Source organism: Streptomyces mobaraensis, from assembly GCF_020099395.1.
GTDB lineage: Bacteria > Actinomycetota > Actinomycetes > Streptomycetales > Streptomycetaceae > Streptomyces.
In genome coordinates, this window is the sequence record NZ_CP083590.1 from 5219502 (window position 1) to 5234080 (window position 14579).

Genomic DNA, 14579 nt, shown 5'->3' on the forward strand with positions numbered 1-14579 from the left:
CTGCGGTCGCGTCCCGCCACTCAGCCGCAGCAGCCGCCCCCGCAGCACCCGCCGCCTCCTCCGCCACCGCTCTCGGCGGAGGACCCGGACGACGGCCCGGCGGACGCCGCGCCGGTCACCGCGACGGTCGACAGCAACTTCACGCTGTCCAGGTGCCCTTGAGGACACATGGCCGGCGCGGACGACTGCGCCATGGGCCGGCGCAGTTCGAAGGTGGCACCACAGGCTTTGCAGCGGTATTCGTAGCGAGGCATGTCAGGCAGCATAACGAGGGGGACGGCCGGGGGAGCCCCGTCCGGGCGCCGGCCGTCGGCCGACCGCCCGGCGCCGTCGGTCAGCGGCCCGCGCCGCGTTCCTCGCGGATCGTCTGGACCACGGTCGCGACCGACTGCCGTACGGCCTCCGTCTCCGTCAGGAAGCGCCACCAGTCGGGGTGGCGGCCCTCCAGGCCGGCCACGGCGCGGTCCAGACGGGCCACGGCCTCGTCCAGGGGGGCCGCGTGGCGGGGGTCCGGGGTGCTGCGGCCGGCCATGGCGAGGCGCTGGGCGTCCCGGATGGCGAACCGGGTGCGTTCGACCTCCTGTTGGCGGTCGGCGGAGACCTCGTCCAGCCGCCGCAGCCGGTCGCCGGCGGCGGAGACGGACGCGTCGGTCGTCGTCAGGAGCGCGCGGACGGTCGACAGCAGGGCGGTGGCGTCCGGCCACCGCTGCTCGTCGCGGGCCGTACGCGCCTCGGCGAGCTTGGCCTCCGCCTGTTCCACGGCCTGCCGCGCCTCCTCGGGCACCTGCTGGAGGTCCTGCCAGCAGGCGGCGCTGTAGCGGCGGCGGAGTTCGCTGAGGACGGGCACCACCTGTGTGGCGCGGGTGGCGATCGCCTGGGCCCGGGTGCGCAGCGACACCAGCCGCTTGTCGATCTCGGCGGCGCGCTGCGGCAGTTGCGCGGCGGCCTCGCGGATCGCGTCGGCCTCGCGCAGGACCCGTTCCGCGCGGCCGATCGTCTCCGCCACGCCGTGCTGTCCGGCGCCCTGGTTGAGCTTGGTCAGCTCCGGGGAGAGCGCGGCGAGCCGGGCGGCCAGGTCGTCGGCCCGCAGCCCGGCGGCGCGCGTCGCGTCCAGGGCCTCGGTCGCCGCGAGCAGCGCCTGCCGGGCCCGTTCGACGGCGGGGGCCAGCCGCGCCAGCTCCGCCTCGGCGGCGGCCAGCAGCGGCCCGAGCCCCTGCGCGAACCGTTCCAGGTCTGCCTTGACGCGGACGAGCTCGTCCTTCGCCCGGTTGAGGTCGGTACGGGCCCGGGCGGCGGCGGAGGAGTCGAGGTCCTCGCGGTCCAGGTCGTGGGCGTCGACGGCGGTGATGTACGCGCCCGACACCTCGTCGATGCGGGCGCCCAGCGCCGCGAACTCCTGGGCGGCGCGCCGGCCGGCGGGCGAGGAGTCCACCGCGGCGATCGTCTCCAGGGAGATCCGCAGATCCCGCTGGGCCGTGTCCAGCTCGTAGAACGCCGTGGCCGCCGCGTCCTTCGCGGCCTGCGCCTCGGCCCGCTGCGCGTCACCCCGGCCCCAGCCCCAGCGCCGCGTCCCGCCGCCGGCGAACGCGGCCGGGGCCGCCGCGGCGGTGACGGCGACGGCGGCGGCGAGGAGGGGCAGCGGCAGGAGGACGAGGGCGACGGCGTCGCGGAGGGCGGACGCGGCAGCCTGTCGGGACCTTTCGGGCCGCCGGGGCCTTTCCGGCCGTCCGGACCCTTCCGGTCGTCCCGACCTTTCCCGCCGTTCCGACCCTTGGGATATGGCAAGCCGACCGGCCGGTCGTACGGACTGCGCGAAGGTAGCCGTCACGTGCCCTCTGCCTCTCCCGTTGATCGCCCCAGGCCCGGAGGCCATTGTCCCACCCGCTGGGGACGATCACACAGGACGGTGGCCGCTCAGGTCACGGTCCACTCCGCGATGTCACTCCGCGCGGCTCACTCCGCCGTCCGCACGGTGACGTCGCCGTTCTCGCTGCGCGCGCCGACGACGTGCCGGCTCGCCGCGTCGCGGGGGACGCCGACCCGCGTCCGTCCGGAGCCACTGCGCGCGTCGACGCGGTACGAGCCGTCGGGCACCCGCACGGTGACGTCGCCGTTCTCGCTCTCGCCGGTCACCCGGTCGGGGACGCGGTCCGGCCGGACGGTGATGTTCCCGTTCTCGGAGCGGGCGGAGACGGAGCGGGAGGCTATGCCGTCCTCGGCGCGGATGTCGCCGCTCTCCGAGACCAGTTCCAGCCGACCGTCGGCGTCGTGCACGACGATGTCGCCGTTCTCCGACGCGAGCCGCAGGTCGCCCTTGATCCCCCGGGAGGTGACCCCGCCGTTCTCGTCCTTGACCACCACCCGCATCCCACGCGGCACCTCGATACGGTGCTTGCCCTTGCACTGCACGCTGATCCCGTCGCAGTGCTGCCGCAGCTTGAGGACGTCGCCCTTCTCCATCGCCCAGGTGGTCTTCACGGACCCGCCCACCGACCACCCGTCGAACCATCGGGTGACCTTGACGTCCTTCCGGTCCCCCGGGACGAGTTCGACCGCGGAGTTGTCCGTGTCGACGGTCAGCGTCCGGCCCGCGATCGCGAACGACTGCTGCTCCGGCTCCACATCCGAAAGATCCACCGACCCGCACCCGGCGACCGCCACCCCGGCGGCCACCACCCCGCCGACCAGCAGAGCGAGACGGACGGGCCGAGCGGGACGGACGGGCCGAGCGGGACGGACGGGCCGAGCGGGACGGTCAGGTCGGGCGAGACGGACGGGTCGGGCGAGTCGAACCATGGTGATCTCCGTGTCCTGCGTGACCTGAGTGACCTGCGTGATCTGAGCGCCGGTCGCACCGCGCGGTGCGCGCCGTACGTTCGGACGGCCCCCCTGGACCCCGCCCCGACCCCGTCACGGTACGGCCCGCCGCCCACCGCCCGGCATACCGTGCTCCACCGGATCGGGGGTGGGGATAACCCCCGGGGCGCGGTCCCGGGCGATCCGGCCGGAACCCACGGGTTTGCGGGGTGGCCGCCGGGGACATGTAGGCTGTCCTTTCATTGCGGGCGCATAGCTCAGCGGTAGAGCGCCGCTCTTACAAAGCGGATGTCGGCGGTTCAAATCCGTCTGTGCCCACCGACACTGTCAGCGTCAACAGCATGAAGGCCCAGGCCGGAGCAGTCTCCGTCCTGGGCCTTCGCTGTCCCCCCCCCCGTTCTGCGAACGGTCTCACCCGTCCTCAAGGCGAGGTGAGTACAAGGCGTCGCCTCCCCAATACCTCCCAAATGATCTTGGTGTCTTCGCAGGTCACCGACCGTAAGACGCGAGCCCCCTCCCGGGGGTGGGAGAGGGCTCGCTGTGCCGGGCGCCGAAGGTGCCGCCTCCGAGGTGCGCCCGGCCGCTCAGGGGTGGTCACTCGATCATGGGACCACTTCGTTCATGTACAGGTCGATTACCTTTTGTCAACGAACGGTGACGCTGAGTCAGGCTCTGGGGTCTCGGGTCGAACAGCCATCGCCATCCGGGTGCGGGCCTGACGCACCACCTCGACGGTCTCCTCGCCCCCCAACGCGAACCGTGCCGCCCTCCGCAGCGGCAGGCCCGCCTCCGGCCGCCCGAAACCGCCCACGGAGTACCGGGGCCGCCCCCAACCCTCAGTCACGTACAGGTGCAGCCCACTCATCCGAAGGCGGCTGGTGTTGGTGTCCCAGCCGACCGGGCCCGCCTCCGTGGGCACGACCCGTAGGCCAATCCGCCGCGACTGAAGAAGCGTCAGGAGGTGGTCGAGTTGATCGGCCATGACCTCCGGGCCTCCCATCGGCCGTCGGAGCACCGAGGTGTCCAGGAAGGCGGTGTAGAGCCCCGGAGGTCGCCTCTGGGGCGGATCCTTGAGGAAACGACGGCGCAGGGGCGCGGAGTGGTCCCGGCCTATCACCATCAGTGCCGCATCGTAGGCGGCGGTCCGCAGCGCGGCAGGAATGACGGTCGCCTGGTACGTGCTGATGGCTGTGGCCATGCGCTCGACCGCCGCGAGCCGGTCGTGCCAACCGTCGCCCGGGTCGTACAGCATCTCGCCGCGGGCGTCGAGGAGCTGGTGGACGGCCTCGACGCGGGTCGCCGGCAGGCCGTAGAGCCGTAGCAGTACATCGACGTCGGCCCCAGTGACCTCAAGCGCGCCACGAGTCTCGATCCGACTGATTGTGCTGGCGGTGCGCCTAACAGCGCGTCCGGCCTCGTGGAGTGTCCGGCCCATGCGCTCGCGGAGGAACCGCAGGTAGGCGCCGACGACGACTGCGGCGGCCCGCGCGGCGGGCGCCGCTTCAACAGTGTTCATGGGGGGCTCCAAGGCTGGCGGAGAGGAACTGCCTGAGGCTGCCCGGGTCACAGAGGGCATCGGGGCCGGCGGGCGCGGGGAGCACCCAGTGCGCGCCCGGCAGCTCCGTACGGCTCGGCGCCGGGAGGGGCACCCGACAGGTGGGCGTCAGGCACTCGACGCCGGGAACGCCCCACTGCCCGCACTGCTCGCGGGTGCCGGGCGGGATGAGGGCGTAGTAGACGCGGGGCCAGCCGTCGGCCAGGACTGCCGTGGTGATGCCGTGCTCTGCCAGGGCGGCCTGGATGCTCTTGCGGTCGCGCGCGCCGGCGGCCCGGCGGACGAGAAGGGCGGGCATCCGGACCGTGTCGAACCGGGGGCCGGACCCGCGGACGAGCGCGGACCGCTGCTGAGCCCATGCCCGGCGGACGCGGAGAGCGTCGTAGCTCTGCGAGGCCAGCCACTCGACGGCCGCGCGCCGCTCGGCGTACGTCAGCGGGTCGGACACCTCTCGCCCTTCGGTAGGCAGCGGAGCAAGGCGTCGACGCGGACGGAGAGGTCGTGCACGTGGCGCGCTTCCTCCCTGCATCCGCGGACCGGGGGCCTGCCCAAGACCCTGCGGGCCTGTTCCACGGCGTGCGCACGGGCCGTCGCGGCGTCGTTGGGGCGGCAGGCCATCTGGCGCTCCACCATGCGCACCAACGCGATCAGGTAGGCCGTGAGCCGCTCGATCAGCTCACCGTGATCCAAGCGCGGATGACAGAAGTGCCTGACCGCCTGCTCGCTGGCGGCCTCAATCTCCGCCCGGGACAGGTACTCCAGCTGTTCAGGTGCCCAAGGCCGGCGCTTCATGGTCATGTCGGATCCCGTAGATAGTCGATCAGTTCGAAGAGGGCCCAGTACAAGGTGAGCGCATGATCCGCCGCGCCCTCGGCGTCGGGTTCGGGCCGCTTGCCCAGCGCCACGCGGGCGCGCTCCAGCGAAGCCAGCCGCATCCAGCGATCGACGCTCTCGGGGGCGCAGGCCGCGGCCTGGCGCTCGGTCAGCCGTATGAGGCCCGTGAGGTGACGGGTCAGCCGGGCGATGAGCCGGGCGGTCTCATGGATCGGGGGTATCAGGACGTAGGCGTCGACGGCCTTGCACAGGTCGGTGCGGATCTGGGCACGGTTCAGACGTCGATGCGACTGAGTCGTGATCATGTGTGCGCGCCTTCCCGGAGGACCGGGGAGGCCGGGATCAGAGCCAGGGCGGCGGCCAGGGTGACGGGGGCGGTCAGCCGGCCCGTGCCGTCCGGGGGCTCCAGCCATCCCCGGCCGCACAGCGACTCCCCAGGAGGCGGGCAGCGTAGGGGCCACCCCGGCGGCCGGACGGTGACGCCCTCCAGCCCGTCGAAGGCTGACGCGTGGCCCGGCGGGACCAGCCACCACTGCCTGCTCTCCTCGGCGTATGTAAGGACCGGTCCGAGGCGCCCCGCACGGCCCAGGGCGAGTACGACGGGCACGACATCAACGATGCAGTACCTCGTCTCGACGACCTCCCAGGCCCTCGTCCGGATCTCCGCAAGCTTCCCCGCCGCCCAACGGTCGCGGGCCGCCTCCGGCGAAGAGGCGTGCGCGAGAATCCAGACGGCGCCGGCCCTCACCTCCGCCCCCGCTTGTGGCACGGGCAGGTGCAGGGCAGCGACTCCTCGCCGTCGCAGGGCCCGCCGGTGATGAGCCGGATCGTCGTGGCGCCGCGGCACTTACTGTGCTGCCCGAGCTGACAGGGCTCCGTGAGGTGCCGATCGTCGCGGCGGCTCACGGGCGACATGGGACGGACCACTCGACAAGATCACGTGCTTGCGCGTCCGTTACGGCTGCACGAAGCGCTTCCGTGCAGGTGACCCACTGGCCTTCCCCGGGGTGCACTCTCCACGAAGCATCGGTCAGGGTCATGCAGGCCGGGCGGCGGGCGGTGTCGCACCATACGCTGGCCGACAGAGCACGGGTGCCGGCCAGGTCCCACCTGGGTGCCGATCCGATGGGCAGGAACCAGTAGAGCGCACGTCCCCGGCGCTCGACGACCGCCCCACTGCGAGCGCCCAGGATGCGGAGGACCTGGACACCGATGTTGTGCGGGACGCGCACGGCGTCGAGACGGAGAGCTAGCCGTGGGATGTGCAGGTCGGGGGGCATGGAAGGGGACTCCTCGCAGCTACAGGGGTTGGTGGCGGAAGCGTCGCGCCTGCGCGGGGCCGAATCGAGGACTTTGAGCGGTCTTCCTGAGGACGTGGGGAGGACTTTCCTACGGTCGTCTGAGTGATCAGATGTCGTAGGGATAGCCTCTTCAGGTCCGGTTGGCGACGATGGCGACCGAGGTGATCGAGTGTCCCGCCCTGTAGGCAACGTCCGTCTCAAAGCCGCCCGTGTCGCTGCCGGTTACCGGTCCCAACAGGCCCTGTGCGACGCCATGCAGAGGCGCGGCGTGCCGGTAGGAGTCCGGCAGATCCGACGGTGGGAATCGGCGTCGCCTCCATGGCCGCACCCTGACGCCGGGCACGTGCTGGTTGACCTCCTGGGCCAGAGACTCGAAGATCTCGGATTCACGCCGCCGTGGATGCCTGATGAGGCACGCTCCGGTCCCGGCCCCTCGCCTGCCGCGCCCGCCCGCCGAGGGCTGTCGACCGTCCCCACCCAGACAGGCGCCATCCAACCCGCCACGATCGGAGACGACTTCAGGGCCGTGGTACAGGCGCACCGGCGCATGTACTGGAGCGTCGCCCCAGCCACTCTGTATCCGGCCGTCATCGCCCACGCGGGCCTCGGCTGCGCACTGCTACCCGAGTCAACTGGCGCAACACGGGCGGCGATTGCAGCGGCCCTTGCCGAGTCCTTCCTCCTCGGCGGAAGGATCGAGTTCTTCGACCTCAGGCGCCCGGAGCAGGCGGGCGAGACCCTCCTGCGGGCCCTTCAAGCGGCGGGAGAGGCGGACGACGCGCTCCTCGGCAGCGCCATCCTCGCGCACAGCGCCTTCATCCCGGGGTGGGCGGGGCGGCGCGAGGAGGCGATCGAGCGGCTGACGGCGGCCCGCGCCTACGCTCGGAGGAGCCGAGCCTCGGCCCTGTACCTCGCCTGGCTGGACGCCGTCGAGGCGGAGTGCGAGACACTGAGCGGTCACCCGAGCACAGCCCTGCATCTCATCGGGCACGCTGAAGACCTGCTCCGCTCCGGGTCGCCCCAGCCGTCGCCCGCCTGGCTCGACTGGTTCAGCGAGACCCGGCTGGCCGCTTTCAAGGGCAACGTCCAGCTGAAGGCCAGCCACTTGCCGCAGGCGCGGGAAACGCTTCGTGAAGTGCTCGAAGACCTCTCGTCGCGGTGCGACAAGCAGCGCACTGTGATCCTTGGGGATCTCGCCCGCGTCGAAGCCGCCGCTGGACGCCCCGAGGACGCGTGCAGGTACGCCGCCCTCGCTCTCGACCAGCTCGCCATCACCTGGTACGCGACAGGCATGGATCGGGTGCGGGAGGCACGGCGATCCCTTGCACGGTGGCAGCACGACCGGTGCGTCCGCGAGCTGGACGACCGGCTGTATGGGTGGGAGACGACGGTCAGCGCCCTCGCGCATTGAACTCGGCGATAGATGGAGGCAGTTCCGACAGGCTTTCGACCCGGAAAGTCGGCAGCTTCTCCGCTTCCTCGGTGCGCCACTGGATAGTCGCCCACGGCCCGCGGTGGATCAGCGCGGTCTCCATGCCGGCCGCGATCGCCGGCCGGAGGTCGTTGTCGACCCGGTCACCGACGTAGAGGGTTTCGGAGGGCTCGAAGGGGACGACCTCGGCGACCCGGTGGAAGAACGCCGGGTCGGGCTTCGATGCGCCCCAGTCGTCCGACGTGCCGATGAGATCGACGTCCTTCGTGAACAGCTCGCGCAGGATGCCGCCGGCCCGCACGGTCTGGTTTCCGGCGATGCCGAGCCACAGGCCATCGGTCCGGAGCTGCGCGAGCGCGGGCCGGACGTCGGGGTACAGGTCCGCCTCGTCGAAGTGCTCGGGCTGTCCGGCAGCGGCACGGGCTTCACGCTGCTCGTAGAGGTCGAAACCCGGGCGGAACTCCTGGAAGGTCTCTCGGTAGTCCCTGCCCTGCGCGATCACGGCTCCGAACATGGCGGCGAAGGTGTGCCGTGGCACGCCCAGCCAGTCTGCCCAGGTCCCGTACTCCCGGGTCTCGTCTACGAGACATTCCCCGACATCGAACACCACAGCTCTGATCACGGTGTGCATCGTACGGGCGACACCCTTCTGCGGCCAGAGGTCTTTCGTACGGCGCGAACCGTCACGGAGGTGATTGTTCCGCTTCCGCTAATATCGCACACGTGTACGATCTCCCGCCTGAACTCCCCCGTCTCCGGACCTTGGAGACGTGGCTCGACCACACCCTCAAGCGGGTCCGCGGCCGGATCGCCGAGCTCGAAGCCGAAGCCGTGCGAACCCCGCCACCCCCGCCTCCGACACCCGACTGGGAGATCAGCGGCGGACGTGCCGGGCAGGAGACCGTCGTGCACGTCGGTGGCTGCGGCATGGCCGGCAAACAGGGGCGGGCGATCAGCCGGGAGCAGGCGCTCGGCGCGCTCGCGGGCGGCCTGACGCCGGCCTGTCCGATCTGCCGGCCGGACACGGAGCCCGGGCTGCTGTGACGCGGGGACGCGCGAGGCGGGGACACCCGACGCGGGGCCGGGCTAGCCTCGGGAGCATGGCCGCCGCCCCGAGCCCGTCGTGTCCCGCCGAGGAGATCAACCGCGCCATCCGCGCGTTCCTCGCCGACCGCGAACGCCCCCTGACCCCGGCCGAGCGCCGGGTGTACGAGGAGCTGCGGGCCCGGTGGGTGGACGCGATACGGCGCCGCGGCGGGGTGGCCGACTGCTCGTCCCGGGCCACCTGAGCCCGGCCGCGGGCGTGACGGGCCCGGGAAAGGGCCCCTGGACGATTCCCGCCTCCTCGCACGCCGCCGGGAAACCTAGAACGGTGACGCGTACGGCCGTTCCCGTACGCGGTCGTGGATCGCGCGCAGCCACGGCTGCCGGACGGCCGGCAGCCGGGCCAGGGTGGCGAGGAAGACCTTCGACTCCGGGCGGAAGAGGCGCCAGGGGCGCGGGGGCGGGGGGTCGTCGCGCAGGGCTTCGTCGGGGAGGGTGCCGGGCGCCTGGACCAGGCGGCGGTCGCCGGTGAAGGCCAGATACGTCCAGATCTCGGCGGGCAGGGGGACGGTCGCCGGTGGCGTGCCCGCACGGCCGGGCGGCGGGCAGGGCTCTCCTGTTCGCGGGTGCCGGGGGATCAGGGCGATGTCGACGGCGGGGCCGGGGGCGGGCAGGCCCGGTCCGGCCAGGGCAGCCCGCTTCGCGGGGGTCCCGGGGGCGGGCGGTGGGAGAAGGGCGTCGGCGGCGCGGCCGAACATGTCCGTGAGGAGGCCGTCGGGGAGGGTGACGGGGCTGCCGCCCGAGGCGGCCAGCAGGTGGGCCAGCGCGGCGCCGGCCGCTGCCTCCCAGCGGAGGTCCCAGTATCCGTCGGGGTCGACGGGAGGTATGCCCGGCCGTTCGGCCGACGGGGGATTCCCGTCGGCCGCCCGGCGGGCCGTCCCGGACGGGCGTCGGCGGACGGCGTGTTCGAGGAACCAGACCGCCTGCCACATCGAGCAGTCGTCGTCGAGCGTCGCGACCTCCTGGCCGCAGTGCTCGCAGGCGAGGTTGGGCCCGTCCGCTCCCGACACCCCGCAGCAGTAGCCCCCGGCCCGTCCGGGGACGAAGGCGGTGCCCCGGGAGTCGCCCGGCGCGATGACGATCGTGCCGGACGGCCCGTACGACAGGCTGTGCACCGGCGCGTACACGCCCCGGGCCGCCGCCTCCTCCGGTCCGATCTCGTCCCAGCGCCGCCACGGCGGGCCCGACGGTTCGGGGTCCACGGCGTACGTACCGGATTCCATGAGCACGGGGAGCAGCTCGTGACCGAACGAGAAGCCGGCGTGGGCGGGCAGCGCGACCCGCGACACGGGGGCGGACAGCACGGCGTCGCACCGCGCGCAGACGATCACCTCGAGCATGTGGTTCTTCCCCTCCCGCACCGGATTATGGTGGTTCGCCGGTTTGCGGGGCGACCGAATATCGACCGGGCGGGAGGGTGCGGTGTGCCGGGTGCGGGCGCGGGGTCTTACGCGTCCGCCGCCTCCGCCGCCGGCCGGGGGAAGCGGGCGCGCATCGCGTCGATGCAGATGTCGCGGGAGGTCGGGCCGCCGAAGCGGAGGCGGTCGTAGGGGGCGAACGCGGGCTCCAGTGCGTCGAGTTCGTCGATCAGGGTGTGGAGGCGCGCCGACCAGGGGGCGCTGCCGGCGTCGGCGGCCCCGGGGGCGGCGCCGATCGCCGCCGTCAAGTACTCCTTGCGCTGGATGGTGTCCGGGCGCACGGAGTGCAGGCACACGTACCGGCCGCTCAGGTAGGCGTCCCACTCCGCCCGGCCCTCGGCCGGATCGGCCCAGTGGCCGGTGAACCACGCCTCCAGCCGGTCCGGCCCCCCGGCCGCCTCGGCGAGGCCGAAGAGGTCCGCCGGCACCATCTCGGCGCCGTCCGACCGCAGGTACGAGGGGAGGGGCAGGCGTCGGGCCAGCATCAGTCCGCGTACCTCGTCCGCGTCCCGGCGGTGTGCCGCGCAGAGCTCGTCCAGGACGGCGAACTGCTCGGTGACGTAGGCGTCGTCCGCGGCCGTCATCGGGTGATCGCCGTTGACGTCGAGGAAGCGGTCGGCGAGCTGCCGCCGGAGGGTGGGGGTGGGCACGGGCGTCTCCTGGGGGCCTCTCGGGGTGGGACGGCCCATGATCGTATGCGAATTCGATCGTTCGTTCGAGTGGGGGATGGCGCCGGTATCGTTCCGGCCCGGGGGACTGTGGCGAGAGGGGTGGGTGAGGCGGTGTTCACGGTCGCGATGGGGGTGACCGGGTTTCGGGGACGGGGGGAACCGGCCGTGCCCGTCGTCGAACCGCGGGAGTGCCGGGCCGCCTGGTACGCCGTGACTCGGGTGGGGCGAGCGCGCGTCGGGGAGTTCGCGGCAGCGGCGTACCCGGCCAATTTCCACCGTGCCACGGCCGACGACCGGACCGGGCGGCATGTCGCGCTGTTCAACGCCCACTATCCGCTGGTCGCCTTCGCCGACGGGCAGGGCGGGTTCCGCGAGCCGCCCGTGTGGGCCTCCGGGCTCGGGGGCCTGGGGTTCACCCTGCTGAGCGCCGCGCGGCTGTCGGCGCCGCTCACGGAGGCCGACGCGGCCGCCCTCTCCGGCGCCGAGCGGGAGCAGATCGCCTACTGGCGGCCCGAGAACCTCGGGTCGGTGCTGTTCAACCGGTGGGACTGAGCGGCCGGCCCCGGGAGCGGGCCGTTTAGGGTCGGGGGATGGTTTTCGGAAGGACGACGCGGGGCGGGCGGGGCGGGGAGCCGCTGCCGCCGGTTCTCGACTGGCGGGACGTCACCACGTTCACCGTCGGCGGGGTGGAACGGCAGGACGCGAAGGGCGGCCGTACGGTGTTCGGGCCCAGGGCCGTCCGCGTGCCCCGGCGGGAGGGGGCGGGGCGCGTCTTCCCGCCGTGCGCCCTGATCGTCGCCCCCGACGCGGACACCAGTGTGCTGTACGAGGACCGGGAGACGCGGCGCGTGCTGTGCACGGTCGGGCGTGAGGGCGGTGACCGGTCCGGCGGTGACGAGCGGTACGACGAGCGGTGCTACGTGGTACGGGACGCGGCGGGGCGGGAGATCGGGCGCGTCCGGCGCGTGCCGCCGGCGCGGCGGCTGCTGCGGCACACCTGGCGTGTCGAGCAGCCCGGGCACCCCGAGATCGCCGGCCGCAACAAGTGGGCCGCCCTCTCCCGGCAGGACGCGGCCCTCCACGCCGCCGGCAGCCTCGTCGGAGGCGTCGTCGACTCGGTGCTCTCCTTCGGTGCCGAGGGCGGTGACGCGCCGCGCCGCGACCGGACGCTGCTCTGGACGGCCGGGGACGAGGAGGTGATGCGGTCGGAGGGGGCCGACTTCCGCGTCAAAGCCCCTTGGGTGGACCGGAGGTTGGCGTTCGCGGTGGCGACCATCGGTGATCGGTGATCGGTGATCGGTGATCGGTGGCCGGGGATTGGGATGGTCGTCGGTGTGAGGCGGCTCGCCTGGGCGATATTCGGATGCGGTGGTTCCTGTGCGTTCGTAATCTGGGCGCATGTCCCACACCCGGACCGCAGGTCCCGCATGCCCCGAGGAGATCAACCACGCCATCCGCAGCTTCCTGGCCGCGCGCAGCAGCCGCGCGCTGACCGGCGACGAGCGGCAGGAGTACGCCCGTCTGCGAACCGAGTGGCTCGCGGCCACCCGGGGGCGGGGACGGTACTGCACGGCGGCGTGACGGCCGGTGCGGGTGGGTTCGGGCGCGGGCGCGTGCGGGTGCGTTCGGGTATGTGCGGGTGCGGGCGGCGGGTGAGGCGAGTGGGCCGGGCAGGGCCGTGTGGGAGCGGTACGGCCGCAGGCGCGGTACGGCCGCTGTGCCGGTCCGCGTGCCCCGCTTGATGAGGATTTGATGAGCTTCTCCTGAACTCTCCCCGGATCATGGGCCGTTTGTCAGTGGCCCCCCTTAGCCTGGCGGCATGTCCCTGGTCCCCTCCCGTCCGTCCGTCCAACAGCCCGTCCAGCAGGCTGTCCACCAGTCCGCTCACCAGCCCGCCCACCAGCCCGTCCGCCGGCAGTCGTGCGCCGAGGAGATCAACCGCGCCATCCGCGCCTTCCTGTCGGAGCGCCGGGGACGCGCGCTCACCACCACCGAGCGCCGCGAGTACGAGCGGATGCGCGCGGACTGGCTGGCCGCCGGTCCGCTGCGGTGGCGGCGCGGACGCTGAACCCGGGCCCTGCCCGGCCCTGCTCGGCCCTGTCCTGCCCGAGCCCTGCGCCCGCCCCGCCCCGGCCATGTCCCCGCGGTCGCGGATCACCCGTGCGATGCCGCCGGCGCGACAGCCGCCGTCGCGGATGTGACCCTGGAACCGGTGCCTGGGAGTCGGCGATGCCGGCACGCGACGTTCTCCGACGGTCGCCCCAGAGCTCTCCTCTCGCCCCGGCCATGTCCCCGCGCGGCGGGAGACGTGCGGCGAGAGGAGCCGGAAGGCGATGGCCGAGCCCAGTGAGAAGAACCCTGTGGGGCGCGCTTATCTCGGCGATGTGTTTATGCGCCATCCCTTGACGACGCAGAACCAGGAGGAGCTCGAAATCCTCCGGAAAGCGCGCTCCATTCTGGAGCGGAACCTGTCCAGGCTGAAGAGGAAACCCAAGGGCGGGGACAAGGAGATCTGCCCGGTCGGGTTCTCCCTGAACGACGTGCGCTACGAGGGGTTTCCCGCCGGAGAGGACACGGCACGCCAACGCGGATGGCGCGCTTACCTCAACCTGGGCGTACCGCTCATCGAGGAGGAGTGCGGTATCGAGCAGCCTCCCCCCGACGTGCTCTCCAAGCAGACGTACGTCAACGCCACCGACCCCGTGCAGTTCACCGCGACGGACACGGTCGAGTTCTCGATCTCGAACACCATCAGCTGGTCGCTCCAGGGGACGATACAGCTCACGTTCGGGGCGAAGACCACCGCGGCGGTGCAGGCGCAACTGCAGAAGAGCATGGCGCTGAACAAGTCCGCCAAGACCACGGTGAAGAACAGCAAGGACAACATCGGCGTCGACAACGAGTCCCAGACCCAGGCGACGAGCACGACGACGGCCTCGGGCTCCGCGACGGGCACCGGGGAACTGTCGGCGCAGTTGATGCTCGGCATCACCGCTTCCGTCAGCGGTTCGCTGACCACCGCCTGGAAGCACACGTCGTCGGTGACCTTCCCGGTGGGCAGCCGGGTGGACGTCATGGCGACGACGCGGCGGCAGATCAGGCGGTTCTCCTACGACATTCCGGTCACCTTCGGCGGCCTGGTCGCCCTGTACTACGAGCAGCCGGTGCCGGTCAGATGCACTCCGCCGCAGACCGGGAACGAGTACTGCCACGTCATCGCGTGGCCGCTCGGCGAAATCGCCGACGGGGGCGACAACTTCGACATGTCCGACCCGGGAAAGCGGTTCCTGCAGAAGGGGGTGGCGGAAGTCGTCGCCGTCAAGGTCGGGGAGCATCGGCTCTTCCAGCCCGAGGAGATCAATATGGCGGACCAGAAGCAGCCTCTCTGAGGGAAACCGAGAGAACACCCGGAAGAGAAGCCTCTGTGCGCGCCGAGCCGGTCAGGAG

Annotated in this window: 19 protein-coding genes and 1 tRNA gene; 9 read left to right on the top strand and 11 right to left on the bottom strand. The window is 72.4% G+C overall.

The window, feature by feature from the left end; translation table 11 throughout:
- Nucleotides 1-20: 20 nt before the first annotated feature.
- From K7I03_RS22860 to K7I03_RS22870, 3 genes are all read right to left on the bottom strand, one after another.
- Complete coding sequence (locus K7I03_RS22860) at nt 21-254, bottom strand: FmdB family zinc ribbon protein (RefSeq protein WP_185940659.1); 234 nt, start codon at nt 252-254, stop codon at nt 21-23.
- A gap of 80 nt (nt 255-334) precedes the next feature.
- Nucleotides 335-1828, bottom strand: coding sequence for a hypothetical protein (locus K7I03_RS22865; protein ID WP_185940658.1), 1494 nt, complete (start codon nt 1826-1828; stop codon nt 335-337).
- A gap of 125 nt (nt 1829-1953) precedes the next feature.
- On the bottom strand, nt 1954-2637 hold the full coding sequence (locus tag K7I03_RS22870; protein WP_185940657.1) for a DUF4097 family beta strand repeat-containing protein: 684 nt from the start codon (nt 2635-2637) through the stop codon (nt 1954-1956).
- A 426-nt stretch (nt 2638-3063) separates the two neighbouring features.
- Here K7I03_RS22870 and K7I03_RS22875 point away from each other — a divergent pair.
- Nucleotides 3064-3135: transfer RNA gene (locus K7I03_RS22875), tRNA-Val, on the top strand.
- 316 nt (nt 3136-3451) lie between these two features.
- Here K7I03_RS22875 and K7I03_RS22880 read toward each other — a convergent pair.
- Genes K7I03_RS22880 through K7I03_RS22900 form a run of 5 tightly spaced genes read right to left on the bottom strand, consistent with a single transcriptional unit; the run spans nt 3452 to nt 5813 of the window.
- A complete protein-coding gene (locus tag K7I03_RS22880; RefSeq protein ID WP_185940656.1) occupies nt 3452-4333 on the bottom strand; it encodes a Scr1 family TA system antitoxin-like transcriptional regulator in 882 nt (293 codons plus the stop codon).
- The gene (locus tag K7I03_RS22885) at nt 4320-4820 is read right to left on the bottom strand and encodes a hypothetical protein (protein ID WP_185940655.1); all 501 of its coding nucleotides are present in this window, start codon (nt 4818-4820) and stop codon (nt 4320-4322) included. Before K7I03_RS22885 ends, K7I03_RS22880 begins: the two co-directional genes overlap by 14 nt.
- Nucleotides 4805-5170, bottom strand: a complete 366-nt coding sequence (locus K7I03_RS22890) for a DUF6415 family natural product biosynthesis protein (RefSeq protein WP_185940654.1) — start codon at nt 5168-5170, stop codon at nt 4805-4807. Before K7I03_RS22890 ends, K7I03_RS22885 begins: the two co-directional genes overlap by 16 nt.
- On the bottom strand, nt 5167-5511 hold the full coding sequence (locus K7I03_RS22895; RefSeq protein ID WP_185940653.1) for a DUF6415 family natural product biosynthesis protein: 345 nt from the start codon (nt 5509-5511) through the stop codon (nt 5167-5169). The genes K7I03_RS22890 and K7I03_RS22895 overlap by 4 nt, the downstream gene beginning before the upstream one ends.
- Nucleotides 5508-5813 carry a hypothetical protein gene (locus K7I03_RS22900; protein WP_185940652.1) on the bottom strand — a complete coding sequence of 102 codons (306 nt, stop codon included), beginning with the start codon at nt 5811-5813 and terminating at the stop codon, nt 5508-5510. Before K7I03_RS22900 ends, K7I03_RS22895 begins: the two co-directional genes overlap by 4 nt.
- A gap of 863 nt (nt 5814-6676) precedes the next feature.
- Between K7I03_RS22900 and K7I03_RS22905 the strand changes: the two genes are divergently transcribed.
- Nucleotides 6677-7918: a transcriptional regulator gene (locus K7I03_RS22905; protein ID WP_185940651.1), complete on the top strand. Its 1242-nt coding sequence runs from the start codon at nt 6677-6679 to the stop codon at nt 7916-7918.
- On the opposite strand, the gene K7I03_RS22910 is transcribed toward K7I03_RS22905, so the two are convergent.
- A complete protein-coding gene (locus K7I03_RS22910) occupies nt 7899-8561 on the bottom strand; it encodes an HAD family hydrolase (RefSeq protein ID WP_185940650.1) in 663 nt (220 codons plus the stop codon). The two genes, K7I03_RS22905 and K7I03_RS22910, sit on opposite strands and share 20 nt — an antisense overlap.
- A gap of 101 nt (nt 8562-8662) precedes the next feature.
- On the opposite strand from K7I03_RS22910, the gene K7I03_RS22915 reads away from it, so the two are divergent.
- On the top strand, nt 8663-8983 hold the full coding sequence (locus K7I03_RS22915) for a DUF6233 domain-containing protein (RefSeq protein WP_185940649.1): 321 nt from the start codon (nt 8663-8665) through the stop codon (nt 8981-8983).
- 56 nt (nt 8984-9039) lie between these two features.
- On the top strand, nt 9040-9228 hold the full coding sequence (locus K7I03_RS22920; RefSeq protein WP_185940648.1) for a hypothetical protein: 189 nt from the start codon (nt 9040-9042) through the stop codon (nt 9226-9228).
- A 75-nt stretch (nt 9229-9303) separates the two neighbouring features.
- Here K7I03_RS22920 and K7I03_RS22925 read toward each other — a convergent pair whose 3' ends face one another.
- Together K7I03_RS22925 and K7I03_RS22930 are read right to left on the bottom strand one after the other, a co-directional pair.
- Nucleotides 9304-10383, bottom strand: a complete 1080-nt coding sequence (locus tag K7I03_RS22925; protein ID WP_185940647.1) for a hypothetical protein — start codon at nt 10381-10383, stop codon at nt 9304-9306.
- 107 nt (nt 10384-10490) lie between these two features.
- A complete protein-coding gene (locus tag K7I03_RS22930) occupies nt 10491-11111 on the bottom strand; it encodes a DUF6058 family natural product biosynthesis protein (protein ID WP_398857757.1) in 621 nt (206 codons plus the stop codon).
- A 186-nt stretch (nt 11112-11297) separates the two neighbouring features.
- Here K7I03_RS22930 and K7I03_RS22935 point away from each other — a divergent pair, with 186 nt between their 5' ends.
- The 5 genes from K7I03_RS22935 (at nt 11298) to K7I03_RS22955 (ending at nt 14521) form a co-directional block, all read left to right on the top strand.
- Entirely contained in the window at nt 11298-11684 is a 387-nt protein-coding gene (locus K7I03_RS22935) for a hypothetical protein (RefSeq protein ID WP_185940645.1), read from the top strand.
- A 38-nt stretch (nt 11685-11722) separates the two neighbouring features.
- Nucleotides 11723-12421, top strand: coding sequence for a hypothetical protein (locus K7I03_RS22940; RefSeq protein ID WP_185940644.1), 699 nt, complete (start codon nt 11723-11725; stop codon nt 12419-12421).
- A 109-nt stretch (nt 12422-12530) separates the two neighbouring features.
- Nucleotides 12531-12713: a hypothetical protein gene (locus K7I03_RS22945; RefSeq protein WP_004951831.1), complete on the top strand. Its 183-nt coding sequence runs from the start codon at nt 12531-12533 to the stop codon at nt 12711-12713.
- 238 nt (nt 12714-12951) lie between these two features.
- Nucleotides 12952-13200, top strand: a complete 249-nt coding sequence (locus tag K7I03_RS22950; protein ID WP_185940759.1) for a hypothetical protein — start codon at nt 12952-12954, stop codon at nt 13198-13200.
- A 265-nt stretch (nt 13201-13465) separates the two neighbouring features.
- Nucleotides 13466-14521 (top strand): gluconolaconase, encoded by a 1056-nt coding sequence (locus K7I03_RS22955; RefSeq protein ID WP_224347170.1) that lies wholly within the window; start codon nt 13466-13468, stop codon nt 14519-14521.
- The last annotated feature ends 58 nt before the right edge of the window (nt 14522-14579 follow it).